This is a genomic window from Bordetella muralis (assembly GCF_965139205.1).
Taxonomy (GTDB): domain Bacteria; phylum Pseudomonadota; class Gammaproteobacteria; order Burkholderiales; family Burkholderiaceae_B; genus Bordetella_A; species Bordetella_A muralis.
On record NZ_CBCSIU010000001.1, the window covers coordinates 94,793 to 121,058 of the forward strand.

General features: G+C 58.5%; 24 protein-coding genes. 12 read left to right on the forward strand and 12 right to left on the reverse strand.

Features of this window, described 5'->3' with window-relative positions; genetic code table 11:
- Positions 1–38: 38 nt before the first annotated feature.
- The 7 genes from ACNA0I_RS00410 to ACNA0I_RS00440 are packed head-to-tail and all read right to left on the reverse strand — an operon-like array spanning position 39 to position 7,490.
- Positions 39–1,076 (reverse strand): zinc-dependent alcohol dehydrogenase, encoded by a 1,038-nt coding sequence (locus ACNA0I_RS00410; protein ID WP_415804090.1) that lies wholly within the window; start codon positions 1,074–1,076, stop codon positions 39–41.
- Between the two features lie 59 nt (positions 1,077–1,135).
- Positions 1,136–2,389, reverse strand: a complete 1,254-nt coding sequence (locus tag ACNA0I_RS00415; protein ID WP_415804091.1) for an ABC transporter substrate-binding protein — start codon at positions 2,387–2,389, stop codon at positions 1,136–1,138.
- A gap of 41 nt (positions 2,390–2,430) precedes the next feature.
- Complete coding sequence (locus ACNA0I_RS00420) at positions 2,431–3,141, reverse strand: ABC transporter ATP-binding protein (protein ID WP_415804092.1); 711 nt, start codon at positions 3,139–3,141, stop codon at positions 2,431–2,433.
- Positions 3,128–3,847, reverse strand: coding sequence for an ABC transporter ATP-binding protein (locus ACNA0I_RS00425; protein WP_415804093.1), 720 nt, complete (start codon positions 3,845–3,847; stop codon positions 3,128–3,130). The genes ACNA0I_RS00420 and ACNA0I_RS00425 overlap by 14 nt, the downstream gene beginning before the upstream one ends.
- The gene (locus tag ACNA0I_RS00430) at positions 3,834–4,835 is read right to left on the reverse strand and encodes a branched-chain amino acid ABC transporter permease (RefSeq protein WP_415804094.1); all 1,002 of its coding nucleotides are present in this window, start codon (positions 4,833–4,835) and stop codon (positions 3,834–3,836) included. The genes ACNA0I_RS00425 and ACNA0I_RS00430 overlap by 14 nt, the downstream gene beginning before the upstream one ends.
- Positions 4,832–5,716, reverse strand: coding sequence for a branched-chain amino acid ABC transporter permease (locus tag ACNA0I_RS00435; RefSeq protein WP_415804095.1), 885 nt, complete (start codon positions 5,714–5,716; stop codon positions 4,832–4,834). The genes ACNA0I_RS00430 and ACNA0I_RS00435 overlap by 4 nt, the downstream gene beginning before the upstream one ends.
- A gap of 40 nt (positions 5,717–5,756) precedes the next feature.
- Complete coding sequence (locus ACNA0I_RS00440) at positions 5,757–7,490, reverse strand: acetolactate synthase catalytic subunit (protein ID WP_415804096.1); 1,734 nt, start codon at positions 7,488–7,490, stop codon at positions 5,757–5,759.
- A gap of 149 nt (positions 7,491–7,639) precedes the next feature.
- Here ACNA0I_RS00440 and ACNA0I_RS00445 point away from each other — a divergent pair, with 149 nt between their 5' ends.
- Positions 7,640–8,359, forward strand: coding sequence for a GntR family transcriptional regulator (locus ACNA0I_RS00445; protein ID WP_415804097.1), 720 nt, complete (start codon positions 7,640–7,642; stop codon positions 8,357–8,359).
- Between the two features lie 28 nt (positions 8,360–8,387).
- On the opposite strand, the gene ACNA0I_RS00450 is transcribed toward ACNA0I_RS00445, so the two are convergent.
- Complete coding sequence (locus ACNA0I_RS00450) at positions 8,388–9,140, reverse strand: GntR family transcriptional regulator (RefSeq protein WP_415804098.1); 753 nt, start codon at positions 9,138–9,140, stop codon at positions 8,388–8,390.
- A 106-nt stretch (positions 9,141–9,246) separates the two neighbouring features.
- Between ACNA0I_RS00450 and ACNA0I_RS00455 the strand changes: the two genes are divergently transcribed.
- Genes ACNA0I_RS00455 through ACNA0I_RS00465 form a run of 3 tightly spaced genes read left to right on the forward strand, consistent with a single transcriptional unit; the run spans position 9,247 to position 13,139 of the window.
- Positions 9,247–10,602 carry a class-II fumarase/aspartase family protein gene (locus ACNA0I_RS00455; protein WP_415804099.1) on the forward strand — a complete coding sequence of 452 codons (1,356 nt, stop codon included), beginning with the start codon at positions 9,247–9,249 and terminating at the stop codon, positions 10,600–10,602.
- Between the two features lie 38 nt (positions 10,603–10,640).
- Complete coding sequence (locus ACNA0I_RS00460) at positions 10,641–11,621, forward strand: Bug family tripartite tricarboxylate transporter substrate binding protein (RefSeq protein WP_415804100.1); 981 nt, start codon at positions 10,641–10,643, stop codon at positions 11,619–11,621.
- Positions 11,622–11,633: 12 nt separating this feature from the next.
- Complete coding sequence (locus tag ACNA0I_RS00465) at positions 11,634–13,139, forward strand: fumarate hydratase (protein WP_415804101.1); 1,506 nt, start codon at positions 11,634–11,636, stop codon at positions 13,137–13,139.
- A 47-nt stretch (positions 13,140–13,186) separates the two neighbouring features.
- Here ACNA0I_RS00465 and ACNA0I_RS00470 read toward each other — a convergent pair whose 3' ends face one another.
- Positions 13,187–14,125, reverse strand: a complete 939-nt coding sequence (locus tag ACNA0I_RS00470; RefSeq protein ID WP_415804815.1) for a LysR family transcriptional regulator — start codon at positions 14,123–14,125, stop codon at positions 13,187–13,189.
- Between the two features lie 114 nt (positions 14,126–14,239).
- Between ACNA0I_RS00470 and ACNA0I_RS00475 the strand changes: the two genes are divergently transcribed.
- Genes ACNA0I_RS00475 through ACNA0I_RS00485 form a run of 3 tightly spaced genes read left to right on the forward strand, consistent with a single transcriptional unit; the run spans position 14,240 to position 16,895 of the window.
- The gene (locus ACNA0I_RS00475; protein WP_415804102.1) at positions 14,240–15,178 is read left to right on the forward strand and encodes a dihydrodipicolinate synthase family protein; all 939 of its coding nucleotides are present in this window, start codon (positions 14,240–14,242) and stop codon (positions 15,176–15,178) included.
- 39 nt (positions 15,179–15,217) lie between these two features.
- Positions 15,218–16,183 carry a Bug family tripartite tricarboxylate transporter substrate binding protein gene (locus ACNA0I_RS00480; protein ID WP_415804103.1) on the forward strand — a complete coding sequence of 322 codons (966 nt, stop codon included), beginning with the start codon at positions 15,218–15,220 and terminating at the stop codon, positions 16,181–16,183.
- A gap of 7 nt (positions 16,184–16,190) precedes the next feature.
- Positions 16,191–16,895, forward strand: a complete 705-nt coding sequence (locus ACNA0I_RS00485; protein WP_415804104.1) for an SDR family NAD(P)-dependent oxidoreductase — start codon at positions 16,191–16,193, stop codon at positions 16,893–16,895.
- Positions 16,896–17,066: 171 nt separating this feature from the next.
- Here ACNA0I_RS00485 and ACNA0I_RS00490 read toward each other — a convergent pair whose 3' ends face one another.
- On the reverse strand, positions 17,067–17,492 hold the full coding sequence (locus ACNA0I_RS00490) for a PaaI family thioesterase (protein WP_415804105.1): 426 nt from the start codon (positions 17,490–17,492) through the stop codon (positions 17,067–17,069).
- A gap of 2 nt (positions 17,493–17,494) precedes the next feature.
- Positions 17,495–18,289 (reverse strand): IclR family transcriptional regulator, encoded by a 795-nt coding sequence (locus ACNA0I_RS00495; protein WP_415804106.1) that lies wholly within the window; start codon positions 18,287–18,289, stop codon positions 17,495–17,497.
- 163 nt (positions 18,290–18,452) lie between these two features.
- On the opposite strand from ACNA0I_RS00495, the gene ACNA0I_RS00500 reads away from it, so the two are divergent.
- From ACNA0I_RS00500 to ACNA0I_RS00520, 5 genes are all read left to right on the forward strand, one after another.
- Positions 18,453–20,021 (forward strand): acyl-CoA synthetase, encoded by a 1,569-nt coding sequence (locus tag ACNA0I_RS00500; RefSeq protein ID WP_415804107.1) that lies wholly within the window; start codon positions 18,453–18,455, stop codon positions 20,019–20,021.
- A 20-nt stretch (positions 20,022–20,041) separates the two neighbouring features.
- A complete protein-coding gene (locus ACNA0I_RS00505; RefSeq protein WP_415804108.1) occupies positions 20,042–21,187 on the forward strand; it encodes an FAS1-like dehydratase domain-containing protein in 1,146 nt (381 codons plus the stop codon).
- A 58-nt stretch (positions 21,188–21,245) separates the two neighbouring features.
- Entirely contained in the window at positions 21,246–22,439 is a 1,194-nt protein-coding gene (locus ACNA0I_RS00510) for a CaiB/BaiF CoA transferase family protein (RefSeq protein ID WP_415804109.1), read from the forward strand.
- Positions 22,384–23,442, forward strand: a complete 1,059-nt coding sequence (locus ACNA0I_RS00515; protein WP_415804110.1) for a Bug family tripartite tricarboxylate transporter substrate binding protein — start codon at positions 22,384–22,386, stop codon at positions 23,440–23,442. The genes ACNA0I_RS00510 and ACNA0I_RS00515 overlap by 56 nt, the downstream gene beginning before the upstream one ends.
- A gap of 180 nt (positions 23,443–23,622) precedes the next feature.
- Complete coding sequence (locus ACNA0I_RS00520; RefSeq protein WP_415804816.1) at positions 23,623–25,467, forward strand: ABC transporter ATP-binding protein; 1,845 nt, start codon at positions 23,623–23,625, stop codon at positions 25,465–25,467.
- On the opposite strand, the gene ACNA0I_RS00525 is transcribed toward ACNA0I_RS00520, so the two are convergent.
- A complete protein-coding gene (locus tag ACNA0I_RS00525) occupies positions 25,443–26,141 on the reverse strand; it encodes a GntR family transcriptional regulator (RefSeq protein ID WP_415804111.1) in 699 nt (232 codons plus the stop codon). The two genes, ACNA0I_RS00520 and ACNA0I_RS00525, sit on opposite strands and share 25 nt — an antisense overlap.
- Positions 26,142–26,266: the final 125 nt, after the last annotated feature.

A 26,266-nucleotide genomic window follows, 5' to 3' on the forward strand; every position in this document is an offset into this window, starting at 1 on the left:
CTTGCACTCCTGTTGTAAGTAGCGCTTGCCCCCCCGCGTCAAGGACGCAGGATGACTTTCGACACTTCTCGATTTCGACAAAGGTCAAAGCCCACCAATCCGTCGGACAAAGGCATTTCGCGCGAGATCATGGCCCGCACACTATCCGGCTCGTTCGCAATTCTGTGTGCGACGGCATGCCAGGAGGGACGGCGCGACGCGTGCGCCCCCCGTATTTGCTGACGATTTCGGACTAATGACGTCACATCGAACATGGCTTGTTCCTCGTGGATTCCCGCGCAGACCAGCACACCCTCTTTACGCAGCAGACCCAACCCATCGCCGACACTGGAGGCACGCCCCGTCGCTTCCAACACCACGTCAGCCAGTCGATTCCCGGTGAGCGCCATCACCGCGGACTTGAGATCCGGCGTCTCGTCCAGATCAATGACGTGGGTCGCCCCCACCTGCAATGCCGTCTTTAACCGGGACTCATCACCTTTCCCCACCACGATGACCTGGGATGCCCCCCGCCATCGGGCGCATCGTGCAATAGCCTGGCCGATGGTCCCCGGTCCCAGTACGACCACGGTGTCCCCCATGGACACTGCGCCAATCTGCGCGGCGTTATCTCCCACACTCAGCGGCTCCATGAGCGCGGCCAGCGCCATATCGATGTTCTCAGGCAATCGAATGCAACTGACGGAGGGCACACGGACATAGCGTGCAAACGCACCGTCCCGAGTCAGCCCCACCGTGCTTCGCTGCATACACCGCTGTGGATATCCAGCAAGGCAATGCTCGCATCTCATACAACTGGTGCTCGGAATTATCGCCACCAGATCGCCAATCTTCGAACTGGAAACATCGGCCCCTATATTGACCACGCGCCCAGAGAACTCATGCCCTAGCGTGACGGGAAGACGCTCGCGCATGAACTCATAGTTAGCACCCCAGTCGTACACATGGAGATCAGAACCGCAGATTCCCACTGCAGCGACCTCGACCAAGACCTCATCTGGCTGCAGGTCGCAAGGCTCCTCCACGTGCTCCAGATTGAGTCCTTGTACAGGTGCCGTTTTTCTCAACGCGAGCATGGCGACTCCTCATCTTTCAAAGTATTGATCGAACGAATGTCCTCTCGGCAACGATCGTCCTATTTGCCCACGTCCGCGCGTTTTCCCCACTCTGGCAGAGGCATGGTGATATTGCTCGTCACTCCAAACTCCGGCGGGTAAATCGTTCGGATTTGCCGCTCTTGCCACTGATCTATCATCGGAAAGGCACGCGTGTTGTTCCCCGTCTGAGGGTCGAATTTCAACCCCCAACCCACGATCGTCGAGCCTACGGGTTTATCCAGCGCGAGGAATGCCGCCCGTACTTTTTCCGGATCCGTACCTCCGGCGGCAGGCAATATTTCAGACAGCAGCACCCACATGGCGTTGAAACCCATCGCAGAATGCGCCGACGGTTTACGCTGAAACTTCTTTTCGTAGGCGGAATGAAAGTCCTTGAACAGCTGTGCCGCCTCGGGGCTCAACCCGCTCGGATTGAAATAGGCGGACGTGCCAGCATTGAACAGTCCGTTGACATCATCACCCAAGGCCTCGGCAAAATCGGGAATATTATGGGCGCCGCCGTTGCCGATCAACGCCTTCAGTTCCAGCTTGGCTTCACGCGCCTGGCGCCAGAAAAGAATGCCATCAGGGGTATAGGAACACGCAATGACGATGTCCGGCTTGGCGGACTTGAAGCGCTGTACCACCGATGAAAGGTCAGTCGTTTTGTAGCTATAGCTGGCAGTATCCACCACCTGCACGCCCTTATCCTGCAGCCACTTCTTCGCCCCTTCGGCAACGGCCGTACCATAGGAGCTGTCCTCGTTCATGATCGCCACGCGGGCATCTTTCAGCGAGATATTGAGTTTAGGCAGAATGATGTCTGTCGCATACTTGGCGCCCCCGCGGCCCAGCTCCGTAGCGGGGTAGATAAAGCGGAAAAGATTCTTGAAACCCCGCTTGGTAATGTCATCCGCGACAGCGCCTTGCTCGACATAAATGACACCATTTCGTTCGGCGACCTGGCTGGCGGCAAATGAGATCGAACTCGCGTATGACCCGACAATCACCTGCACTCTGTCCCGTGTAATCAGCCGTGTGGCCTGCGACGCAGCCTCGTTCGATCCAGGCACATCACTGGTCGCAAATACGATTTTTTCGCCGTTCACGCCGCCTTTGTCGTTCACCATATCTCTGGCGAGCTCAAAGCCGCGATTGACATCATTCCCCAGCGACGACAGCGGACCGGTCAGCGGCAATAACACGCCGATTTTTACATCCGCTACGGCATTGGCCGACGCTGCCACCATGAGCATGCCCAAGCCAAGACGGATTCTTTTATGTATGTTCATATCTCCTCCTTCTGGCGATTGACCCTCGCCTCTATGTTCGACTACATGCCCAGATAGGCCTTTCTGACTTCTGGATTTCCCATCAGCTCATCGCTGCTGCCCGATAGCACGACCCGGCCATGCTTGATGACGTAGCCCCGGTCGGCCGCTTTGATAGCCTGCCGTACGTTCTGCTCGACCAACAGCACGGTCGTACCCAACTGCCTGATCTGCGCAATGGCCTCGTAAACCTTGGAGACGATGACGGGCGCCAGCCCAAGCGACACCTCGTCGACCATCAGCAATCTGGGCTTTGACATCAGGCCCCTGCCAATCGCACACATCTGTTGCTCGCCACCCGACAGCGTGCCGGCGAGCTGAGACTCGCGTTGTTTGAGCACGGGGAATAACTGAAATATCGTTTCCAGTGTTGCGTCGCGCTGGTCTCTCGCTCGCGGGCTGTAAGCGCCAAGTTCCAGATTTGTTCGCACGGATAATCGCGGAAACAGACGCCGTCCTTCAGGGACATACACCAGCCCCTGTTCGACTGCCTCGTGCGTCGCCAGGGGGCTCAGGCTTTTCCCTCCGAACTTGAGGTTTCCACGGCTTGCCGGCATGAGCTTTGCGACCGTGCGCATCAACGTTGTCTTTCCCGCGCCGTTAGAGCCGACAATTGCCACCACCTCGCCTTCGTCGACATGCATATCGACACCGAACAGCACTTCCGTATCGCCGTAGGATGCATGCACATCTTGCACTTCAAGCAACGGCATAGCCATCTCCCAGGTACGAGCGGACGACCTCGGGCTGGCTCAGCACCTCACGTGGCAAGCCATCTGCGATTTTTCGCCCCTGGTCCATGACAATGACCCGATCGGCAATATTAAGAACAGCGTCGATATTGTGTTCGACCAGCAGAATGGTCATGCCCCCTGCACGCAACTCTCGAATCATGTCGAGCAATCCGTTCACCTCTGACAGATTCAGCCCCGCCATGACTTCATCCAACAACAGCACGAGAGGTTCGGTGGCCAAGGCTCTGGCGACTTCCAGGCGTTTTTTCCCGCTGATGGTCAATGTGGTGCAGACTTGGTCTTCGCGCCCTGCCAAACCGACGCGTGCCAGCACATCCCTGGCCTTGATGCGGGCTAGATGGATTGATGAGCCACGGCACAAGCCAGCAACCAAGACGGTATCCAGCACAGTCATTGAGGTAAACAACTGCGGGATCTGGTAGGTTCTGGCCAGGCCGGCCAGACACGTGGCGGCGCTGCCTTGATGAGGTAAATCGCGACCGTCGAATACGACCTCGCCGCCATCTCTCGGCATCGCTCCCGCAATCAAATTGAATAGCGTGGTTTTTCCCGCGCCGTTAGGCCCGATGAGCGCCACGATCTCGGCCTCGGCAACCGACAGGCTGACTTCGTTCACTGCAGTCAAACCACCAAACCGCTTCGATAGATTTTTAACCTCGAGCATGCTGGCCTCCGTACCGGCGGCGTTTGGCGCGCCAGTCTTTCCAGGCTCCCACGACGCCCTGAGGTAGCAGCATGACGATTACCACCAACAACGCGCCGTATACCACCAGATGAGCGCCCGCCCCCGCCGAGCCCAGCCAATCCCTCAGGAACTCCTGCAACGGCATGGTGACAGCTGCTCCGAGCAATGGCCCCCACAGCGTGCCTATCCCCCCTAATATGGACATCAACGCCAGATCGATGGAGATAGTCGTGTTGAACACCGTGCTGGGTTCGATATAAAGCACATATTGCGCCATCAACGTGCCCCCCAGCGACGTAAAGGCCGCGCTGATCAGAAATGCAATGAGCTTGTATCGCCGCAGATCTATACCCACAGCCTGCGCTGCGTCTTCGTTATCGCGCAACGCTTGCAGATAGTAGCCAGCCCGGCTGCGAGAAACGGCATAACAGACGGCGACGACGACCAGCAAAAATATGCCTGCCATCAACGCATAACTGCGTGGCTCAGAAAAAATCATGCGGGCGAGACCGGGCTTGTAGTCAATGCTGATACCGTACGGAATATCAGCAATGCGGCGGTACCACAACAGCACAATGCGTACAGTTTCGCCAACGGCGATTGTCGCCATCGCGAAGAACACGCCACGCAGCCGAAACACGGGGTACGAAATCAGGAAAGCCAGCGCCATCGAGATCGCCATGCCACCCAGCGCGCCTAGCCAGGGAGAAACACCCGCCATCGTGTAGAGCAGCGTCGAACTGTATGCCCCGATCCCAAAGAACGCCGTATGCCCCAGAGAGAACTGCCCCGCATAACCGCCAAGAAGATTCCAGGCCGAGGCCAAACCACCATATAGAAGAATAAGAAACAGCAGATTCAGATAAAACCTGTCCGCCACCAAAAACGGCAGACCGATCGCAATCGCAACAAGCAAGACAGCGCCCAGCGCATCGCCATCACGGTAATCAATGCGATGTAACGTCATTTGAGGCCCTCTTTCTCGGCACCACCCACGCCAAATAGCCCATTTGGCAGAAAGGCCAGCAACACAATCAACAGGACGAAGTGCGTCGCCTCTTTCAAGTCGGGTTCCAGATATCCGACCAGCGTTTCAATCACTCCCAATATCAATCCGCCCGCGACCGTTCCGGCGACGTTGCCTAAACCTCCCAGCACGACGGCGACAAACGAAATCAGAACAAAGCTCGATCCCACGGTCGGAAAGGCATAGAAACTGGGGACCAGAACACCTCCCGCCAACACCGTCAGGCCGATACCGAGCGCGAACGCAATCGTCAAGACTTTATTGACATCGATGCCGACCAACCGGGCAGCGGACAGGTCCTGCGATACCGCCTCAATGGCGCGGCCGGTATAGGTGCGCTTCATGAAGAGCAGAGTGAGGACCATGGCCACGACGGCAAAAAGGAACGACACCAGACGTGTAGTACTGACGTAGCCGCCCAGAAAGGGTATGGACTCCCAATCGGCCGTAAAGACCTTCACCGTCAAGAAATCCGCCGAAAACAACATCAGCGCGAGGTTCTGCAACACGATGGACAAGCCCAATGTGGCAAACACCTGCGTCATCTCGGTCTTGTAGATGGTGTAGCGAATCAAACAGCGATAGAAAACCCAACCTATCGCCGCCCCGAACACGAGGATCACTGGCGCTCCGGCGTACGGATTCAATCCGGTCAGCTTCCACAGCCAATATGCCGCGTACATGCCAATCATCAAGAACTCGCCATGAGCGAAGTTGACGACCTTGGCCACACCAAAAATCAGATTTAACCCCATCGCACCCAGGGCATAGACGCCGCCTAGCAGTACGCCAGAGATCAGTAGTTGCAGAACCGTTTCCATTCACCCTCCGCAGTGGGGCACACTTTTGCAGTGGATGAAATCAGTTGGACTCGTACCACGTCACCGGTGGAAAGGCATTGGGGTCGGTAATGACGTCGATGAGGGTCACCGTATCTGACGACATGGCTCGGTCCAAGGCGGCGCCGAGATCCTCTGCTTTTTCCACGCGGATACCCTCGGCACCTACCGCCCGGGCGATAGCGGCATGATCAACGGGGCTGAACTCGCAGGCGCTGGTGTATTCGCCGAACTTGATATTTTCCGCATGCTTTTGATAGCCCAGAATCTGATTATTCAGCACGACCAGCACCACGGGCAGTTTCATACGTACGGCGGTTTCGAGCTCTGCCCACGCATGGGCGAAACCGCCATCACCGACGACGCAGAATATCGGCGCTTGCGGCCGAGCCACGCGTACGCCCAACGCCATGGGGAACCCCCATCCTAGGCCTGCCAGCCCCCGGGGGGTAATGAACCGGCTGCCGGCTGCGCGCGCGCGCATATAGTTGGCGATCCAGATTGACGAGTAACTGGCATCGGCCACCACGACCGATTCGGCTGTCAATCGTTTGTCGATCTCGCGCATGATGCGCTCCGGGCGCATGGGCGCAGAGTCACTGCCTATGAGCGAGGCGACTTGTTCTTCGTGCTGTTCCCGGCCACGTTTAATCGCCGATTCGACCTCTGCACGTGCTTGCCTTCTGGCGGAGGTATCGACCGTGGCAAGCTGATCGCATAGTGCCTCCAAGGTGGTACGAGCGTCGCCGGTCAGCCGCAATGCCTCATAGTTCCGGCCGATTTCCTGGGCATCTACATCAATGTGGATGAACCGCGCACCCGACGGATAGAGTTTCCAGGAGTCGGTGCCATTCTGATTGGTGCGATTCCCGACCAATAGCACGACGTCAGCATCCGAGATCAAATGGCGCATGTATCGGGCAGAGCCATTCTCGCCCATAAAGTACGAAGCCACGCCGATCGACAAGGGATGTGTCTCGTCCACGCCGCCCTTGCCCATCACGGTGGTCGCAACAGGCAGGCTGTACTGTTCCTGCAGGCGAGCCAAGGCCTGTGCTGCGCCTGACAAATGTACGCCTCCGCCCGCAATCACTACCGGGCGCTGCGCTGAAGCCAGCAACTCGGCCGCCGCCTTCAGGGAGTCACTATGCGGGAGGGACCGGTCTAGCGGGAACTGCCCCAGGTTCGCCTTGCGGGCGGCACTTGCCGGTGCGGGCTCCAGCAACAAATCGGCTGGCAATAGCAGAACCGCCGGACCAGGACGGCCACCGCAGGCTGCCGTGAAAGCCATATCCAGGTAGTCATCAATCCGACTGGCCTCGGTCACTCGCCTGACCCATTTGGTGACCGGACGGAACATCGATTCATGGTCCAGTTCCTGGAACGCATTCTTGTCCGTCTGGTCTCTGGAGACCTCCTGGACCAGGGCAATGACTGGCACGGAAACCTTGAGAGCCTCGGCCAGTGGTGCCACCAGCAACGCGGCGGCCGGGCCGTTTTGCGCCGTCACGATGCCCACTTTTCCCGTGACGCGCGCATAGGCGTCAGCCATATAGCCGCCTGTATTTTCCTGGCGATAGGCGATCTGCTTGATCCCGAACTCCCGCCCTGCCAGATGCACCAGCGACGGCAGGCTTTGGCCAAACAGGCACGTCACGCCGTGCCGCTTCAGCCCCTCTGCCAGTCGATGCGCCACGGTGCCTTGATACAAAAGCCCGCGCGAAACCAATGCATTGCCTGCCGCCGATGCCGCCATGAGAGTTGTCTCCGAGTCAGTGTTGTGGTGTTTTTTTAAGTATTTTATAAAATATAATTTACGTCAACACTTCTTTCGAAATATCGTCGAGCAGTCTGAGTACCCGTGTGGATGTGGTATGAAGCAGTACTGACAAGACAACCCACCCTATGCGACTAGTCGACCCCACCTCCCCCTCGGAACAGCCAGACAGTCTGTCCGCGGCTCGAATCAGCCACTCCAATCTGTCATCGAAGGTCTATCAAGCACTGCGATCGTCGTTGGCGATCGGAGAATTAATGCCGGGCCAGAAATTGACCGGCCGGATGCTCTCCGAAAAGTTGGGCGTCAGCCAGACGCCCGTGCGTGAAGCCATGCTGCAGTTGGTAGCGGAGCGGGCATTGACGATGAACATCAATCGTTCCGTCACCGTGCCGACGCTATCACGCGAAAAGTTCGTGGAACTGCGCGACATGCGTGTCGCGCTAGAGGGCTTGGCGGCTCGCTGCGCGGCAGAGCACGTCCAGACGCAGCACATCACCGCGCTAAAGGCCCTGCACAAGAGAATGATTGCGGCCAAGCGAGAGGGCCAGTACTCGACCACCTTGCGATTGAATCGGGAAATTCACTTCGGCGTATACGAACTGAGTCAACGCGAAGAACTCGTGGCGATGATCGAATCGCTATGGGTGCGCACGGGTCCCTACCTCAACCTGATCTACAAGAATGTCGATCCCAGTAAAATCGAACCTCACGAGCACGAAGCCTTGTTTTCAGCACTAAAAGCCCGCGACCCGCAGGCGTGCGAGGCCAGCATCGTGCGCGACATCATCGAAGGCGGACGCCCCATTCTCGACCACCTGCTCACATCGACCGACACCGGCGGTTAGACAGGCAGGCTTGGCAATTACTTTCGTATCACTGCTCTCGAATCAGCGTCGTTGAAAACTCATACCGCCCTGCGGGATGATAAGAACACGACGCCTCGACCAATTGACCGGCCTGATCCTTGTACTGCCTGCGAATCAACAGGCCAGGAGAGTCGGCCGGCACTGCCAGCTCCTTTGCGACCGACGCCGGAATCGCCACTGCCGAAATCGTCTGCTCAACCGACGCAATGCGGCGACCGTAATGTTCTTCGATCAACTCAGAGACCAATCGATCTGGATGTTCGCGAGCGAGCTTGCGAACGCCTTTATAGTGAGCATCGACATAAAGATCCGTCCACGCCACCGGTGGCGCGCCGTCAACGCCGCGTGTCGATGAAAACTTCAACCATCGCGTCCCTGGCCCCACGCCCAGATAAGCGGCTAGTTCCACGTCCACCACGACTTCCTGAACCTGCTTGATCGTCCGGGGGCTGCGCACCGCCAGCTGTACGAGATCTTCCAGCGAGCTCAAGGACTGACTGAAACCCGCCTTCGGTCTAGCCGCAATCACCACCGTTCCACTCCCGCGACGGCGCGCGATCAATCCCAGATCCTGTAACTGACGCAGCGCAGCGCGCACCGTATGGCGGCTGGCGTCGAACTGCTCGGTCAACGTGTGCTCGGCAGGCAGCACTGTGCCCACGGGATACACGCCATTTGCGATCAACCGTGCGAGTTCTTCTGAGATGCGGGTGTACAGCGTAATTGACATGGCGGCGGGAAAGTCAGCAACAACCTCCATTCTATCTGCTGCCCCAGATGCCACCCCGTTACGGGTAATTCCCGATATTGACGCGCAAAATCAGGCCTGCTTAAATGTACGTACAACTTTTTATGAGCGTACATATATGCCAGTCTCCGTTCTCGAATCTGCCCTGTTCAAAGACATGTTCGGCACCGACGCGATGCGCGCCGTGTTCGACGACGCCGCCACGGTACGGCGTTATGTGGAAACCGAAGTCGCGCTGGCCCGTGTGCAGGGCCGACTAGGCGTCATCCCGGCGCAGGCCGCCGACGCGATTGCGGCGCGCGCGGACGCGGCGGCTATCGATATGGAAGCGCTGCGCATCGAAACCGAAATCGTCGGTTATCCCATCTTGCCGCTCGTACACCAGTTGTCCCGGATATGTGGCGCCGAGGGCGAATACCTGCATTGGGGTGCCACCACGCAAGACATCATGGACACGGCTACTGTGCTGCAGGTGCGCGATGCACTGGAGATCATCGACGCCGACCTGACCGCGCTGGACGGCATACTGGACAAGCTCGCGCTGCAATATCGTGACACACCGATGGCGGGCCGCACACACCTGCAACATGCCCTGCCCATCACCTTCGGCTACAAGGCCGCCGTGTGGCTGCTGATGGTGCGCCGTCATCGCGAACGCCTGGCCCAATTACGCCCACGCGTGTTGATCGGCCAATTTGGCGGCGCCGCCGGCACGCTGGCCTCGCTCGGAGACCAGGGCCTGGCCGTACATGCCGCGCTCATGCAAGAATTGGGCCTCGGGGCAACGCCCATCACGTGGCATGTCGCCCGAGACGGCCTGGCAGAAACCGTACAGTTTCTGGCCCTGGTCGCCGGGTCGTTGGGCAAGATCGCTGTCGACATCATGCTGATGATGACCAACGAATTCAGCGAAGCCTTTGAACCGTTTGTCAAAGGCCGTGGCGCATCCAGCACGATGCCGCAAAAACGCAATCCGATTTCTTGCGAACTCATGTGGAGCGCCTCTAAAACGGTGCGTCAACATGCCGGTCTGGCGTTGGATGCCATGCTGCAGGACTTCGAACGCGCGACAGGTCCGTGGCATATCGAATGGTCAGCCGTGCCGGAAGCGTTCGTCTTGACCGCTGGCGCGCTGCACCAGGCGAAGTTCATGCTGGGCGGCCTGGAGGTCGACACTGCACGCATGGCGAGCAATCTGGATATTTCCGGCGGCCTCATTGTGGCCGAAGCCGTCATGATGGGCCTGGCTCCGCATATCGGCCGCCAGACCGCGCATGACGTGGTCTATGACGCCTGCCGTGCTGCCGCGACTTCACGCCGCCGCTTGGCTGATGTCCTGAAAGAGGATGCCCGCGTCACCGAGCGGTTGGACGGTACGGCAATTGAACGCCTGTGCGACCCCGCCAATTATCTGGGCGCTGCGCCCGCCATGGTGGATCGCATGCGCGCCTATTCACTCTCGGGGCGAGCCTGAGCATTCGCCTCCACCACACATAACAGGACGGAGACATTATGAAAAACTTGATAGCTGCACTCACCATCGCCGGGGCATTCGCCCTGCCGATGTCATCGCAAGCACAAGACAACTATCCCAACCGGGCAATTACCTGGATCGTGCCGTTTGCCGCAGGCGGCCCGACGGATGCGATGGCGCGCAATGTCGCCAATCGCGTTTCCCAAGAGCTGGGGCAAACCATTCTGGTCGAGAACGTCGGCGGCGCAGGAGGCACGATAGGCGCAACCAAAGCCGCCAAATCAGCGCCGGACGGCTATACATTCCTGGTCGGCCACATCGGCTATATGGCGGCAGCTCCTGCGCTGTATTCAAGCTTGCCGTACGACCCGGTCAAAGATTTCAAGGCTGTGTTTCGGTTTCCCGATACCCCATTGGTGTTGTTGGTAGGCGCGTCCTCACCCCACCAATCCGTGTCCGACCTGGTCGCCTATGGTAAACAGCATCCCGGGAAACTGAACTTCAGTAATGCAGGCGTAGGGTCCACCTCGCACTTGGTCGCGGCAATGTTCGCCAGCCAGGCCGGCATAGAAATCACGCCTATCGCCTACAAGGGCGCCGGCCCTGCATTGAACGACCTGATGGGCAACCAAGTCGATGCCATGTTCGACCAGACCAACACCGCCTTGCCACAAACCAAGGGCGGCAAAGTGCGGGCACTGGGCCTGACCTCTCCGGACCGCATGGCACAGTTTCCCGATGTGCCTACGATAGGAGAAAAAGCAATTCCGAAATTCGAGGTCGCGACCTGGTTTGGTTTATATGCACCGAAGGGCACGCCGGATCAAGTCGTACAGACCTTGTATCAAGCATGGCAGAAGGCCGTGCAAGACAAAGACTTCACCAGCAAGATGAGTGACCAAGGCATCAAATTGCTGCCACCCGAGCAATATGCCCCCGCGGCATTCCAGCAGTTCACCGCAGACGAAGGCAAACGCTGGGCAGCGGTCATTAAACAAGCCGGCATCACCCTGCAATAAGGGAAAAACACCATGCGCCGCGTGTCAGCCGCCGATATCGAAACCAGCATTGCTGAGGCCTTGCAAGCGATCAGCTACACCCACCCCGCGGATTTTGTGCAAGCCCTGAAGGCGGCGCACGCAACGGAAAGCAAGGTCCCGGCGCGCCATGCATTGCTGCAGTTGCTGATCAACAGCAAGCTCAGTGCACAGGCTCGCCGGCCCGTCTGTCAGGACACGGGCGTTGCGCATGTCTATGTGACTATGGGCATGGATGTCCGCATCTGCCACGATGAGCCGGGCCCCACGCCCAGTCTGCAAAGCATCGCCAATCGCGCCGTCGCTCGCGCCTATGGCTGCCCGACAAATCCATTGCGGGCGTCGATGATCCAGGACCCGCTCGGAACACGCCGCAACACGCGAGACAATACTCCCGCAATTGTCCAAGTGGACCTCGTCGAAGGCGATGCACTGACGCTCACCGTCGTCGCCAAAGGCGGTGGCGGTGACGTCAAGACGCGCTATGCCATGCTCAATCCCAGCGATTCTGTCGCGGACTGGGTCGTGTCCCAGCTACCCGGCATGGGAGCGGGATGGTGCCCACCCGGCGTACTGGGCTTAGGCATCGGAGGCACACCCGAACAAGCCGTATCGATGGCAAAACGTGCACTGTTCAAGCCCATCGACATGCAAGACCTGCTCAAACGGGGCCCTCGTGACGCCGAGGAGCAGCTCAGGATAGAAGTCTTTCAGCGCGTCAACGCACTAGGCATCGGCGCGCAGGGCCTGGGCGGCGACACGACCGTCCTGGACGTCAAGGTCGCTACCTCGGCCTCGCATGCGGCGCTCTTGCCCGTCGCCCTGGTACCAAACTGCGCGGCGACGCGTTTTGTTTCCTTTGAGATGCCTGCGGAGGGTCCTGCGCGCCTTGCACAAACAGACCCTCATGTCTGGGACGGTATCCCCGATGCGCTGCCTCTGCAAGAAGGCAAACGCGTTGATCTCAACACCCTGACACAAAGCGATGTCGCTCAATGGACAGCGGGCGAGACACTTTTGTTGTCGGGCAAACTCCTGACCGGACGCGATGCGGCGCACAAGCGCATGGTGGACCTGCTCGCTAAAGGACTGCCCCTGCCGGTGCCACTGCGCAACCGTGCGCTCTATTATGTCGGCCCCGTGGATCCCATCGACGGCGAAGCTGTCGGTCCGGCAGGTCCCACCACCGCCACCCGCATGGACAAATTCATGCCGAGGCTATTAGCCGAAACCGGATTGCTGGTAACCATAGGCAAGGCGGAGCGCGGCCCTATTGCGATAGATGCCATCAAGGCAAACGGTGCCGCCTACCTGAGTGCAGTGGGCGGCGCCGCTTATCTCGTGGCACGCGCGATCCAGGCGGCACGTGTCGTCGCGTTCGAGGACCTGGGCATGGAGGCGATTTATGAATTCGAGGTGCGCGACATGCCCGTCACGGTGGCGATCGACGCCAGAGGCGAACGCGTCCACACTGTTTTTCCGCTGAAGGCCGTCAGCTGAGACGCTGAAATCCGCGGTGCGGCGCAGTCAAAGAAAACTGCACCTGTTCAATTCTCGCCGCTCGCCAATTGCCATACTTTTTCCGCGGCGGGCGCCATTTCAAAGGGCTGCCGATACAGGCGAATATCCACGGAGACATATGCCGAGGATTGCGCAGCAGCCACCAATTCACCTAGTTCCAGTTCTCGGCGAATGAGGCTTTCGGGCAGCCACGCTACGCCACGGCCGGCTTGAACCATGGACTTGAGCAACAAGGCGTGATGCGCCGTGAACACGACGGACGCGCCAGGATGCGAAATCGCCTCTGCACTGCTCCCAAACCATTGGCGCATTTCGGCGCGCAATATCCGCCCCAGCCCCGCGCCTTCACTATAGGCCAACAAAGGCGGAACACACGCTGCGTCCAGACTATGCCGCGCTCGCCCTTGCTCATCGGGTACAGATACCGGCATCAAGACGTCTTGTGCCAGGATCAATTTTGGATAATTCGCCTCATCCAATCGATTGACCATCCGGGCATGGCCATGGCAAAGCATGAATTGCACCCGGCGCTGCAGCATGGCGTCCTCGCAAGTCTGCGCGCTATCAGACATGGTCTGAATCGACCCGAGGTGCAGTTGCCCCTCCAGGCGGCTCAACCAGGATGGGAAAAACGTCAACGACAGCACGTGCGTCGCAGCAAACCGCAGGCTCGCGGCTGCCACGTCATGCGCGATCTGCGCCTTGATGCGTGCGGCCTGCAGGCTGGCAAGGATGTCCTCCAGCAACGGATGAAAGCGCTTGCCCGCCGCCGTCAGCGCGGCAGGATGCGCACTGCGATCGAACAGATCCACCCCCACCCATTCCTCGAGCGCCCGAATATGGCGGCTGAAAGCGGGTTGTGCAATGCGGCGAGCCTCGGCCGCCCGCGAGAAATTGCCGCATTCTGCCAGGGCCAGAAAATCTTCTAGCCATTCGAGATCGAGAGGTCGGTTTCCGGGGCCCATCTTTGCCGTGAATAGTTCTATGCGATTCGAGTATTGGACGGACAGCAGGCGGATGAGAAACCATAGCGGCATCCGAGTTCGAATCGAACTCGCTATCTACACCCGGAGACGACTATGCCTTCCATTAATAATTATCGGGGAATCATACCTGCTATTTCCTGCCCGTTTACCCCCGATCATCGCATCGACGAGCCTGCCCTGCGCAAGCTGGCTTCCTGGCTTGCCGGCCACGAGGGAGTCGTTGCCGTCATGACCAACGGCCATACCGGCGAAGTCTTCGCGTTGACGCCGCATGAGCGAGCGGAAGTCACTCGCATCGTCGCCGACGAACTGAAAGGCAAGACCCCCGTCATTTCGTCTATCGTGTGCGAAGGTCTCGCCGATGCTGCAGATCATGCCCGTGCCGCCAAAGAAGCAGGCGCCGCCGCGTTGGACGTCATGCCGCCACACCATTGGCTGCGCTTTGGATTCACCCCTGGCCATGCGCTGCAATATTTCGAGGCGATTCACAATGCTGCGCCGGATCTCGACCTGGTCTGCCATGTCTATCCCGCCTGGACACGCGCCTCGTACTCGTCCCGGTTATTGGCGGACCTGGCTCGTCTGCCCTACGTGCAAGCGTTCAAGGTCGGCCAGCGCGACATGAACAAGTATGCCCGCGACATTCAGGCGATCCGCGAGGCCAACGCCAGCAAAGCCATTCTGACCTGCCACGATGAGTATCTGCTCGCGTCGATGGTTCAGGGCGTGGATGGTGCGCTGGTCGGTTTTGCCACCTTTATCCCGCAACTGATCATCGATCTGTGGAATGCCGTCAAAGCGGGCGATCTCAAAAAAGCGGTGGAAATCCAGGCCATCATTACCCCTCTGAAAGACGCCGTCTATGGCGGCGGCGAGCCCACAGGCGAAGCCCATGCGCGCATGAAGGGCGGCATGTATCTCGCCGGCGTCATCGACGATGCCACTGTGCGCCCGCCCACCGAGGCGCCTTCCGCAGGCGAACTCGACGCGTTGCGTGCCGCGGTCAAACAGGCAGGATTGCTCGTACGCTGACAACGTAACGGCCAACATATAACAAGGAGGAAGACAATCATGCACATCAAGACTTTGCTCAGCGCGTGCGTCACGGCAGTGATTCTGGCGATGTCTGCTCAAGCTGGCGCGGCAGACTATCCCACCCGTCCGATACGTATGATCATTCCCTTTCCACCGGGTGGCACGCTGGATATTGTTGGCCGTATGCTCGCGGAAAAACTGGGCAAGCAGATGGGTCAATCCATCGTTGTGGAAAATCGCCCTGGCGGCAACGGCATCATTGGTGGCGACGCCGTTGCCCGTGCGACACCCGACGGCTATACCCTGTTGTTCAGCGCGTCGACCTTTACCACGACGCAAATGACAATGAAGTCTGTTCCCTATCGGGTCGAGAAAGACTTCACTCCTATTGCGTTGGTTGCAAAAGCCCCGCTTTCCGTGGCCATCAATAAAGACCTGCCCATTACCGACATCAAGTCGCTCATCAGCTATGCGCAGGCCAACCCCGGCAAAATGACCTTTGCGGTGGGATCCATAGGATCAGCGGGCCATCTGGCCACCGAATCGCTCAAGCGTGCCGGCCATCTGGAATATTTGACGGTGCCCTACAAAGGGACCGCCCCGGCATTCAACGACTTGATCGGCGGACAGATCAATGGCTTTATTGACCCCATTCTGGGATCGCTGCAGTATCACAGGACAGGCATGCTACGGGTCATCGCCGTCACATCCTCAGAACGCGCAAGCAGTTTGCCTGACGTACCGACCGTCGCAGAAACGATTCCTGGTTACGCGTTCTACAGTTGGTATGGGCTATGGGGCCCCGCCAATCTACCTGCGGAGGTCACCGAGCGTTTGAATAAAGAAGTCAACATCGCGTTGGCCTCCGATATGAGGGCCAAGCTCACCGAACAAGGCCTGATGTTCCAACCTGGCTCGGTAGCCGATTTCGCCAACTTTCAACGCGAGGAGATGGCACAAGCACAAAAAATTGTGACCGAGGCCAATATCCGTGTGCAATGACCAACATGTGAACGATGACGCCCCGCAAAAACACGCCATCGTAACCGGCGCCAGCGCAGGAATCGGACGAGCGATCGCCGAGTTTCTGTTGCAGGCCGGCTGGCGTGTGACGGGGGTGGACCGCACAGCACCGACACTGGAGTCCGAACACTTCCGCTCCGTCACGGCCGACCTAGGCATCGCCGCGGAAGTCGAAAGCATAGCCGCCCGATTGCTTGATGCCGATGCTTTGGTACATGCAGCAGGCGTGCTGCGGGTGGGACGCGTCGGTGCGTTGGATCGTCATGCAGGCGAGTTGATGTGGCGCCTACACGTCGACGCTGCCAGCATATTGTGTAACACCATCGTGCCCGCCATGGTGGACCGCCGTGACGGCAGGGTCGTATTCATCGGCAGCCGCGTCGCGCAGGGCATGCCGGGCCGCGGCCAGTACGCCGCAACCAAGGCCGCGTTGATTGCGCTATCGCGCAGCTGGGCGGCAGAGGTCGCCGCACACGGCGTCACGGTCAACGTGGTTTCGCCAGCGGCGACCGCGACAGGTATGGTGAATGACCCGGCGCGATCTGCCAGCTCAGCGCAACTGCCGCCGATTGGCAGATTGATCGAGCCCGGCGAAATTGCGCAATTGGTCGGCTACCTGCTGTCTCCGGCAGCGGCCGCGATCACCGGGCAGGATATAAGCATCTGTGGAGGCGCATCGTTGCAGCGCTAAATGGCTCATCAGCGGAGACTCTTCGATACTGGCCGCCAATGCCTCGCCATTTCCGTAGTATGGCGTCAAACCGATCGATACCAGTTCCTCTGCATCGTTGGACTGTCGGCACCTCAGGCAACCGAGGCAACTACCGAGCAGACAGGACGCTCAACAGATGAATCCCGAAAATTACCCGCGTACTTTCTTCAACACGGCCTGGCCGCTGGCGATCGGATCCGCCCCCACGGATATTTCCCCTCGTACAAACACGAGGCTATTCGTCATACGCAGCACCTGTCCACGTGCTTGCAGAAACTGCCCTACCTGTGCTGGCGCCAGGCAGTGCATATCCAATTGAACAGTTACACAAGGTGTACGGGATAGCGCCTCCCACGCGGCAACACTGACCACCTGATCCATGAGCGTCGCTATCAATCCACCATGCACAATGCCCATGACATTGGCATGCTGATCGCCCGTCAACACGCCCAGCATCCAGGTATCTTTTTCACGGCGAGACCAGATCGGCCCGACCAACGCGGAAAAACCCTGGTTTGTGCGCTCACGCCAACCGCCCTCGCGCAGCATTTGTTCCGTCACGACTGCCGTTGTCATATTCAGGCTCTCCCGGCCAGCAGTGCCGACAAGGTTTCGGCCTCGTTCTGCAGGTCTTTCGCCAATGCCTGTGCTTTGGCCGCCACCAACTGATTCGACAATGCTGCGGCAACCAGAGAGTGCGACAGCCTGCCCTGTCCATTGAATACCGGCACAGCAACGACTGTCACCCCGTCGATATAGTTTCCGCGATCGATGCTGTAACCCTTCTTTCTCACGCTTGCTACATCTTTACGCCAAGCATCGATATCAGGCGGTTGATCCCAACGCAAGGCTTTAAAACGACGTTCCACATCAGCCTCGTCCATGCTGGTATAGGCCGCGACCAGTCTTCCTGTTGCGCTGATCAGCGCAGGAAATCTGCTGCCCACATCGACATGCAAGCGGAATGGTGCATGGGAACGAGAAAGCGCCAGTACCACCATATGGTCCTGGCTCGCGATCTCGACACCGATCGCCGTGACATTTGCCTCTTTAGACAGGCGGTCCAGCACAGGCTGTGCCAATGCGGGAAAAGGACTGCTCTCGATCACGCTGCGCGCCAACGTCAGCATGCCTACGTCCAGGCTATATCGCTTGCTGCCCACGTCGACCTTGACCAGCCCCTCGCTTACCAGCGCCCGCAAGATATGCAGACACGTGCTGGTGACCATTCCGAGCTCTTCAGAAATGGTCTTGAGCGTCATCGGATCGCCTTCACGCCCGAGTAATCGCAAGATCGCAAAAGCCCGCGTCACCGCAGGCACTTCCCGGATACGCGGCCCCGCTTTGGGGGCAACGCCATGTACATCGCTCATACGTTCGTCTCCATCTATGGCGCTAAGGATACGACGCTTTCGGCGTTTTGGTCTTCTTAACGCACGGCCAATAATTGTACTAATACAATTCATAAACGTAATTGACAATTTATTCGCTGCTGCGTAAAGTGAGCCACAACAAGAAAGAGGAGACAAGGACGTCATGACAAAGTTGACGGAGTACCTGACGTACGCCGATGCGCAGGCGCATTGCTCGCCTGAAAAGCTATGGGAGCTGTTCGACGGCGATAGCCAATACATGAACATTGCGCATGAGTGCATTGATCGCCATGCCGAGAGCGGCCGAGCGGCAGTGATCCTGGTCAAGGCGAACGGCGATGACGAAATTCTGGGATTCGACGAACTCTCTCGCGACGCATCACGCTTTGCGCATGCCCTGGTCGCGCGTGGCGTCCAGCCAGGGGACCGGGTTGCCGTCATGTTGGAGCCTTCGCGCGAATTCTATGTGTCGCTATTTGGCACGATCAAGATGGGGGCAATCGCGGTCCCCCTGTTCACCCTTTTTGGCCCGGACGGAATTCGTTTACGCATTGAAGACTGCTTGCCCCGTCTACTGATAACCAACTCCGAAAAGGCCCCGCAGGTGCCAAACCTGCCGAATCTCGATGTGATCGTGACGAGTGACCGTTTCCTGGCTGACCTGATCGGCTACCCCGACCATTTCCAATGCCAAAGCCGTGCCGACGATCTCGCTATCTTTCAGTACACCTCGGGTACGACACGAGAGTTGCCTGATGCGGTGAAGCACTCGCATCGTGCCATCGTCACGCTCATGCTGGCAGCACTATACGGTAGCGGGATCCGCCCGGGCGACCGGTTTATGTGCCCTTCCTCGCCCGCGTGGGGGCATGGTTTGTGGCATGGCACGCTAGCCCCGTTGGCTCTGGGCGTCACAATCGGGGCTTATAGCGGCAAATATCAAGCCGAGCGACTGCTCAAGGCTCTGCAGGATCATCGATTCAATAATCTATCGGCGGCAGCCACGCATTACCGCATGATGCGGAATTCCGGTGTCGCGACGCACTACCAATACTATTTGGACAAGCTTTCCTTTACCGGCGAACCCATTGATAGCGAGACAGCAGAATTTGTCGCCAGCGTATTCGGGCATCCAGCCGGCAGTATGTATGGCACTACCGAAATCGGTGTCTGCCTTGTCAATTATCCCGGTGCGCCAGATTTTCAGATCAAGCCTGGATCACTTGGCAAACCCGTACCAGGCTTGCGTGTAGAGGTGCAAGACGCCAATGGATTTCCATGTCCGGCAGGCGTTACCGGAGAGCTCAAACTTTGGCGGCGAGGCGCCTGGGTCGCCACCAAGGACCTGGGCCGCATCGACGAAGATGGTTATTTCTGGCATGGCGGGCGCGCCGACGACGTCATCATTTCTGCAGGATGGACGATGAGCGCAGTCGAAATCGAAGACGCCATCCTCAAACATCCTGACGTCATTGAAGCCGCTGCGATCGGGGTGCCCGACACTCTGCGTGGTCAAGTGGTCAAGGCGTTCGTTGTCACACGGCGCGCTGGCGACGGCATATTCACGCAAGAGATCCAAGACACGGTACGCACGCAACTCAGCCAGCACGAATATCCGCGTCAAGTCGTTTTCGTGACGGAGTTGCCCAAGACCCCTGCTGGAAAAATTCATCGCAAAAAACTGCGCGAACAGGAAATCGCCAACCTCGCTGCGGCCGACGCAGTGCAATGACAATCAGAACCGGAGACATCATGCTGACTCAAACTCAAATGCAAAGAAGCTTTCCCAAAATCACCGAGCAGGGGCTGGAAGAGCTACGTCAACGTATCGGCGTAAAAATCGGCTTTACGGCCGAACCGTGGTGCTACGAGGCGACCCGGGACAATATCCGTCATTACGCGCATGGCATTGGTGACGATAACCCTCTATGGTGCGATCCGGTATATGCCGCCAAAACGCGTTACGGCGGCATCATCGCTCTGCCGAGCTTTTTGTTCTCGACCAGCCGCATCGTATCGGGTTATGTAGGAGGACTGCCAGGCGTACATGCGATGTGGTCGGGCGCAGACTGGACCTGGCACAAGCCCATACGTCGTAATGATGTGATTTCCACCGAGGCCTATCTGAAGGATCTCATTGAACATGAGACCCGCTTTGCCGGACGCGCAGTGCAGCAGATTTATCACGTCGACTTCTTTAACCAGGCGGGCGACAAGCTGGCCGAAGCCGACAGCTGGTGCTTTCGCACAGAGCGCGACCACGCCCGTGAACAAGGCAGCAAATACAAGGAAGTACGCGCACGCGAACCACGCCGCTACAGCGAGGAAGAAATACGCGAGGCCTATAAGCTCTATGCCCGCGAAGAAATTCGCGGCTCAGAAACGCGCTATTGGGATGACGTCACAGAAGGGGAAAGCCTCCCCACTCTGTTCAAGGGCCCCATGACGGTGACTGGTTTCATTGCCTACGCGCAAGGTTGGGGCGGCCTGTATATTCGGGCCAATAAACTTGCGTGGCAACTGATAGATGCCCATCCCGGCGTCGGCATCACCAACCGTTTTGGCATTCCGGACGTGCCGGAACGGGTGCACTGGGAAGAAGACTTCGCGCTGGAGGTCGGCGCTCCGGGTGCCTATGACTATGGCCCGGAACGAAACTCGTGGCTTACTCACCATCTGACCAATTGGATGGGCGATGATGGTTTTCTGCGTAGATCGTATTGCAAGATCCGCCGCCATAACCCCGAAGGCGACATGCTTTTCTTTACTGGCAAGGTCAAGCGTAAATATGTCGAAGAGGGCAGGCATCTCGTTGAAATCGAGCAAGAGGCTCGAAATCAGGACAATGAACTGTCAGTGCTGGGTATCGGCGTAGTGGAGCTCCCCTCTCGCGGCTAACCACCGCCCCACAGAGTTCCGGCCTGCGGCCGGACTCGCTGCATGTGAGGTAACGATCATGCTAGACCATCATCACAAGGGCTCGCTGAGTGGCCTTAGGGTGATAGACCTATCCCGGGTATTGGCAGGACCATTATGCACCCAGATGCTGGCAGACAACGGCGCAGACGTTATCAAGGTCGAGCCGCCTGCGGGCGATGAAACACGGACGCTAGGGCCTCCTTTCGACAGCTGCGGCACTGCAGCCTACTTCAATGCCGTCAATCGCGGAAAGCGCGCCCTGGCACTCGATCTGGCCCAACCGGAGGGACGCGAAGTCTTGCTGCGGCTGTTGGAAAACGCGGACGTGCTGGTCGAGAACTTCCTGCCCGGCACCATGGCACGCTGGCAACTGGATTTCGACGCCGTTCTCGCCGAAAAATTTCCCCGCCTGATTTATTGCTCTATCTCCGGCTTTGGCGACAGAGGCCCTATGGGTGGGATGCCAGGTTACGACGCCATTCTGCAGGCGATGTGCGGCTTGATGAGTGTCAACGGAGAACCCGAGTCCGGCCCTACGCGCATCGGCATTCCGATCGTTGACCATTTGACCGCCTACACGGCCATGACTGGAATACTGATGGCGCTGGTAGAGCGCAGCATCAGCAATCGTGGCCAGCGTGTCGAAGCGACTCTATTCGACACCGCCCTAAGCCTGCTTGTCCCGCACGCTGCCAACTGGATGTACTCAGGCAAGACCCCGCAGCTGCTGGGTAGCGCACACCCTAATATCGCCCCTTACGACAAATACCATTGCAAAGACGGATCGGTATTTCTGGGCATACTCAATGATCGGCAGTTTCGTCGATTCTGCGACCATCTTGAACTGACCGAGTTGATCGCTGATCCACGTTTCGCCAGCAATGCCGCGCGGCTTTCCCATCGTGACGCGCTGACCGCCGCCATCAGTCGTGCACTGACAAACAAAGATCGTCTGAACCTGTGCCGGGAGTTAATGCAACTGGGCGTACCTGTCGGCCCTATTAACAGTGTGCCGGAAGCATTCGCGCAAGCCCAGGCGGCTGCCGCACGAGTCGACCGAGATGATTATCACGGCGTCGGTCTGCCTAACCACTTGTGCCGTACGCCCGGTACGCCGGGCAACGTACCACCTCGATTCGCTCAGCACGCTGAAGAAATTCTGCTCGAGAGCGGCTTTGGCCACGAACATATTGCGCAATTGCGCGCGCGCGGGGTTTTGCCCAGTCCCTAGAAACTCAGACATAGCAAAAAAACAGCAACACCTCATCCACCTGGAGACAAAGATGAAAAGATTGTTTGCTGCAGTAATGCTGTCCCTCAGCCAACTCGCCGCCGCTGCTTCCTATCCGGAAAAACCGGTACGCGTGATCGTGCCATATCAAGCGGGCCAGGGCACCGATGTCGCCACGCGCTTGCTGGCGGAGCATCTGACCAAAGAACTAGGTCAGGCCTTCGTCGTGGAGAACCGTCCCGGCGCTGGAGGCAACATCGGTGCGGCCGAAGCAGCACGCGCCGCCCCTGACGGATACACAATCCTTATGGGGACAAACGGCACCCACGTACTCAACCCCTATCTCTACAACAGCGTGCCGTTCGATCCTGAGAGGGATTTCGAGCCTGTGATTCTGGTCAGCACCTTTCCAATGGTTCTTCTGACGTCGCCAGGATCCTCGTATACCAGCATTAAGGCGCTGCTCGACACCGCCAAAGCCAAACCTGACAGTATTGATGCAGGCCTGCCCAGCACCACAGCACGCCTGGTTCTGGAACTTTTTGAAAAACAGACAGGCACGCGCATTACTGGCATCCCTTATAAAGGTTCCAGTACCGTCATGACAGACCTCATCGGCGGTCGCGTCGCTCTCGCCATTGATACCGTCAGCGCATCTCGGTCCCTGATAGACAGCGGCAAAATAAAGCCTCTGGCGGTCACATCTCTCAAGCCATCGGCCCTCTTGCCTGGCGTACCCTCCGTCGCAGGCGAAGGGATAGACGGCTTTCAGGTGGTCGCTTGGAACGGCGTATACGCGCCCCACGGAACGCCGCCTGCCACCGTCAAAACGCTCAACCAGGCATTGGCCAAGATCCTCAAGCGGCCTGATGTTCAAAAACGTTTACTCGAACTCGGCCATGAACCTGCCGGCGGTTCATCCCGCGCCCTGGCCGAGTTTGCCCAAAGCGAACGCCAGAAATGGGCGCCCGTAATCGAGACTGCGGGTTTAAAAGCGAACTGATCCTTTAGCCAAATCACTCCCAAAAAGGGCGGCCCACGAGCACAGCAGGAAAGCGCGCACTATCGATTCATCCCAGAAAGCCTCGCAACCGGGGCGCCGATATGCCCGGCACGGTCACGATCGGGCAGAATAGGCATCGAATGTCGTAAAGTCTCCTTTTTCCCTGCATCACCGGAGGCTATCTTGCCCCGCCCGATTGAACACCTGCTTGATCCCTTTCCCACCGAATCTCCCGCCATCGCTCCCAAGGGGTTGTTGCGGTTCCTATGGGCGTGCTCCAAAGGCGCGCGTGGCTATCTCGCCCTGCTGGCGCTGTTCAGCGCCAGCGTCTCGATCTATGAGGCCTGGTTATTTGCCTTTCTCGGCCAGATCGTGGATTTTCTGGCCGATTGGCAGACGGATGCGATATCTGCCGAGGAAACGCGGGTGCTGTGGAGCATCGGTATCGTGCTGGTCGCCAGTATCGGCCTGGTTGCCGCACGGACCATCATCCAGCATCAGATATTGGCGATCAATCTCCCGCTGCGGCTGCGCTGGAATTTTCACCGCCTGATGCTGCAGCAAAGCCTGTCGTTCTTTGCCGACGAGTTTGCCGGACGTGTCACCACCAAGGTCATGCAGACCGCCCTCGCCGTACGCGAGGTGCTGTTTACGTTTTCCGAGATTGTGCTGGGCATCGGCATCTATTTTGTGACCATCATCGCCCTGGCAGGAGGTTTTGACAGCCGGCTGATGATCCCGTTTCTCGCCTGGATCGTCCTGTATGGGCTGACGATGCGATATTTCATTCCGCGATTGGGCAAGGTATCGCAGGAACAAGCACACGCGCGCTCGTCCATGACAGGCCGTGTGACAGATGCGTATTCCAATATCACTACCGTTAAATTGTTTTCGCATACCAATCGCGAGGCGCATTTCGCGCGCGCCGCGATGGAAGACTTTAAGCTGACCGGTTATAGGCAGATGCGCCTGGTCAGCCAATTCGAAATTACCAATCAGGCATTGGTGGTCGGGCTGATTCTGTCTGCTGGCGGATATGCCCTGCATTTGTGGCATGTCGGTTCAGTAGGGCCCGGCGCGGTGGCCGCCGTGACGGCAATGGCCTTGCGGGTCAACGGCATGTCGCACTGGATCATGTGGCAGATGACCTCGCTCTTTGAGGCTATCGGCACGGTGCAGGATGGCATCGGGACATTTTCCCGCAAGGTCAAAGTCCAGGATCAACCCGACGCAACGACGCTGCAGATCACCAAGGGCGAAGTCGTCTTCGACCAGATCTCGTTCAACTACAACGGCAACCGTCAGGTGCTGGATGGACTGAGCCTGACCGTGAAACCGGGCGAGAAAATCGGCCTTGTCGGCCGTTCCGGCGCAGGCAAGTCCACACTCGTCAATCTGCTGCTGCGCTTTTACGATGTCGATGCAGGCCGCATCTGCATTGATGGACAAAACATCGCTCACGTGACCCAGGACAGCTTGCGGCAAGCCATCGGCATGGTCACCCAAGACACGTCATTGCTTCATCGCAGTATTCGCGACAACATCGCCTATGGACTGCCCGAGGCCAGCGATGCGGATATACAAGCGGCCGCCATGCATGCCCAGGCCGATGATTTCATTCAACGCCTGAGCGACCCGCAAGGCCGCACAGGCTACGACACCCAGGTCGGCGAACGCGGAGCGAAGCTGTCGGGCGGACAGCGCCAACGCATCGCGATTGCACGGGTCATGCTCAAGAATGCCCCGATCCTGTTACTGGACGAGGCCACCAGCGCCCTCGACTCCGAAGTCGAAGCCGCCATACAGGAGAGCCTCAGCGAAATGATGCAGGGCAAGACGGTGATTGCGATCGCGCATCGCCTGTCCACGATCGCAGCGATGGACCGGCTGATCGTGATGGACCAAGGCCGCATCATCGAGCAAGGCACTCATGCTGAGCTGCTGCAGCAGAATGGCGTGTACGCCAACTTGTGGCAACACCAGAGCGGCGGCTTTCTGGGTCAGGACGACGTACCAGCGGCATAGGCGGTCTGAATCGTCGTGCGCACATGGTTCACGTGCGCGCTGGCCGCCGCCTCGGCCTGGTCCGGTTTGTCGTCCAATACGGCCAAGGCAATGCGCCGATAGTCGTCAAGACGCATTTTCTGCAGGCTGGGCAAACGATGCTGGGCATGCACCACCGGCATCAAAATCGTAGGAAACAGGCGCTTGAGTTCCAGGTTCCCCCCCATATCCAGCAATACCCGATAAAACCGCCGGCGGGCGCGGGCAAAAGCAATGCCGTCCTGCGTCTGATCGGCCTGTTCCAATTGCTGCAAGGTCTCTTGCAACGATGCACGGGCGGACGGCTCGCCTGCACCCCGAACCGCCGTGCGCGCCAACAGGCCCACCATGCGCTCGGCCACGTCCAGCACATCCAGTGTTTCCTGCTGGCTCAGCGATCGTATCGCCGCCCCCTTGTGCCGCGAGAGCTCGATGACCCCCTCTGCCGCCAACCGCTGCAGGGCTTCGCGCACAGAATTGCGCCCCACCCCGAAATGTGCAACCAGATCGACTTCGACCAGACGTTGGCCAGGCACCAGGGCATGCGCCTCGAGCTCGCGCAAGATGCCCTGAAACACCATATCGGAGGCGCTCTTGGCTTTCGGTTGTAGCGACGGCAAATCGCCGGTTTCAGCAACGAGGGCAGATGGGCTCATGAGCAAGGATCTAGTCACATCAAAATAAAGGTCTGGTCAGGCCAGATAAATCATCCTACAATTTTATGGAACAATTCTACCCCACGGATGACAATATTGCTCATCGCCTAGCCTAGCGCCCGGCA

Excerpts from the sequence above, each read along its gene's own strand:
- ACNA0I_RS00455 (WP_415804099.1), top strand. The coding sequence starts at position 9,247 with ATGCCAGTCTCCGTTCTCGAATCTGCCCTGTTCAAAGACATGTTCGGC.
- ACNA0I_RS00420 (WP_415804092.1), bottom strand. The coding sequence starts at position 3,141 with ATGCCGTTGCTTGAAGTGCAAGATGTGCATGCATCCTACGGCGATACG.
- ACNA0I_RS00450 (WP_415804098.1), bottom strand. The coding sequence starts at position 9,140 with ATGGAGGTTGTTGCTGACTTTCCCGCCGCCATGTCAATTACGCTGTAC.
- ACNA0I_RS00495 (WP_415804106.1), bottom strand. The coding sequence starts at position 18,289 with ATGAGCGATGTACATGGCGTTGCCCCCAAAGCGGGGCCGCGTATCCGG.
- ACNA0I_RS00435 (WP_415804095.1), bottom strand. The coding sequence starts at position 5,716 with ATGGAAACGGTTCTGCAACTACTGATCTCTGGCGTACTGCTAGGCGGC.
- ACNA0I_RS00425 (WP_415804093.1), bottom strand. The coding sequence starts at position 3,847 with ATGCTCGAGGTTAAAAATCTATCGAAGCGGTTTGGTGGTTTGACTGCA.
- ACNA0I_RS00410 (WP_415804090.1), bottom strand. The coding sequence starts at position 1,076 with ATGCTCGCGTTGAGAAAAACGGCACCTGTACAAGGACTCAATCTGGAG.
- ACNA0I_RS00490 (WP_415804105.1), bottom strand. The coding sequence starts at position 17,492 with ATGACAACGGCAGTCGTGACGGAACAAATGCTGCGCGAGGGCGGTTGG.
- ACNA0I_RS00430 (WP_415804094.1), bottom strand. The coding sequence starts at position 4,835 with ATGACGTTACATCGCATTGATTACCGTGATGGCGATGCGCTGGGCGCT.
- ACNA0I_RS00440 (WP_415804096.1), bottom strand. The coding sequence starts at position 7,490 with ATGGCGGCATCGGCGGCAGGCAATGCATTGGTTTCGCGCGGGCTTTTG.
- ACNA0I_RS00480 (WP_415804103.1), top strand. The coding sequence starts at position 15,218 with ATGCACATCAAGACTTTGCTCAGCGCGTGCGTCACGGCAGTGATTCTG.
- ACNA0I_RS00505 (WP_415804108.1), top strand. The coding sequence starts at position 20,042 with ATGCTGACTCAAACTCAAATGCAAAGAAGCTTTCCCAAAATCACCGAG.
- ACNA0I_RS00465 (WP_415804101.1), top strand. The coding sequence starts at position 11,634 with ATGCGCCGCGTGTCAGCCGCCGATATCGAAACCAGCATTGCTGAGGCC.
- ACNA0I_RS00470 (WP_415804815.1), bottom strand. The coding sequence starts at position 14,125 with ATGGGCCCCGGAAACCGACCTCTCGATCTCGAATGGCTAGAAGATTTT.
- ACNA0I_RS00460 (WP_415804100.1), top strand. The coding sequence starts at position 10,641 with ATGAAAAACTTGATAGCTGCACTCACCATCGCCGGGGCATTCGCCCTG.
- ACNA0I_RS00445 (WP_415804097.1), top strand. The coding sequence starts at position 7,640 with ATGCGACTAGTCGACCCCACCTCCCCCTCGGAACAGCCAGACAGTCTG.
- ACNA0I_RS00415 (WP_415804091.1), bottom strand. The coding sequence starts at position 2,389 with ATGAACATACATAAAAGAATCCGTCTTGGCTTGGGCATGCTCATGGTG.
- ACNA0I_RS00500 (WP_415804107.1), top strand. The coding sequence starts at position 18,453 with ATGACAAAGTTGACGGAGTACCTGACGTACGCCGATGCGCAGGCGCAT.
- ACNA0I_RS00510 (WP_415804109.1), top strand. The coding sequence starts at position 21,246 with ATGCTAGACCATCATCACAAGGGCTCGCTGAGTGGCCTTAGGGTGATA.
- ACNA0I_RS00475 (WP_415804102.1), top strand. The coding sequence starts at position 14,240 with ATGCCTTCCATTAATAATTATCGGGGAATCATACCTGCTATTTCCTGC.
- ACNA0I_RS00525 (WP_415804111.1), bottom strand. The coding sequence starts at position 26,141 with ATGAGCCCATCTGCCCTCGTTGCTGAAACCGGCGATTTGCCGTCGCTA.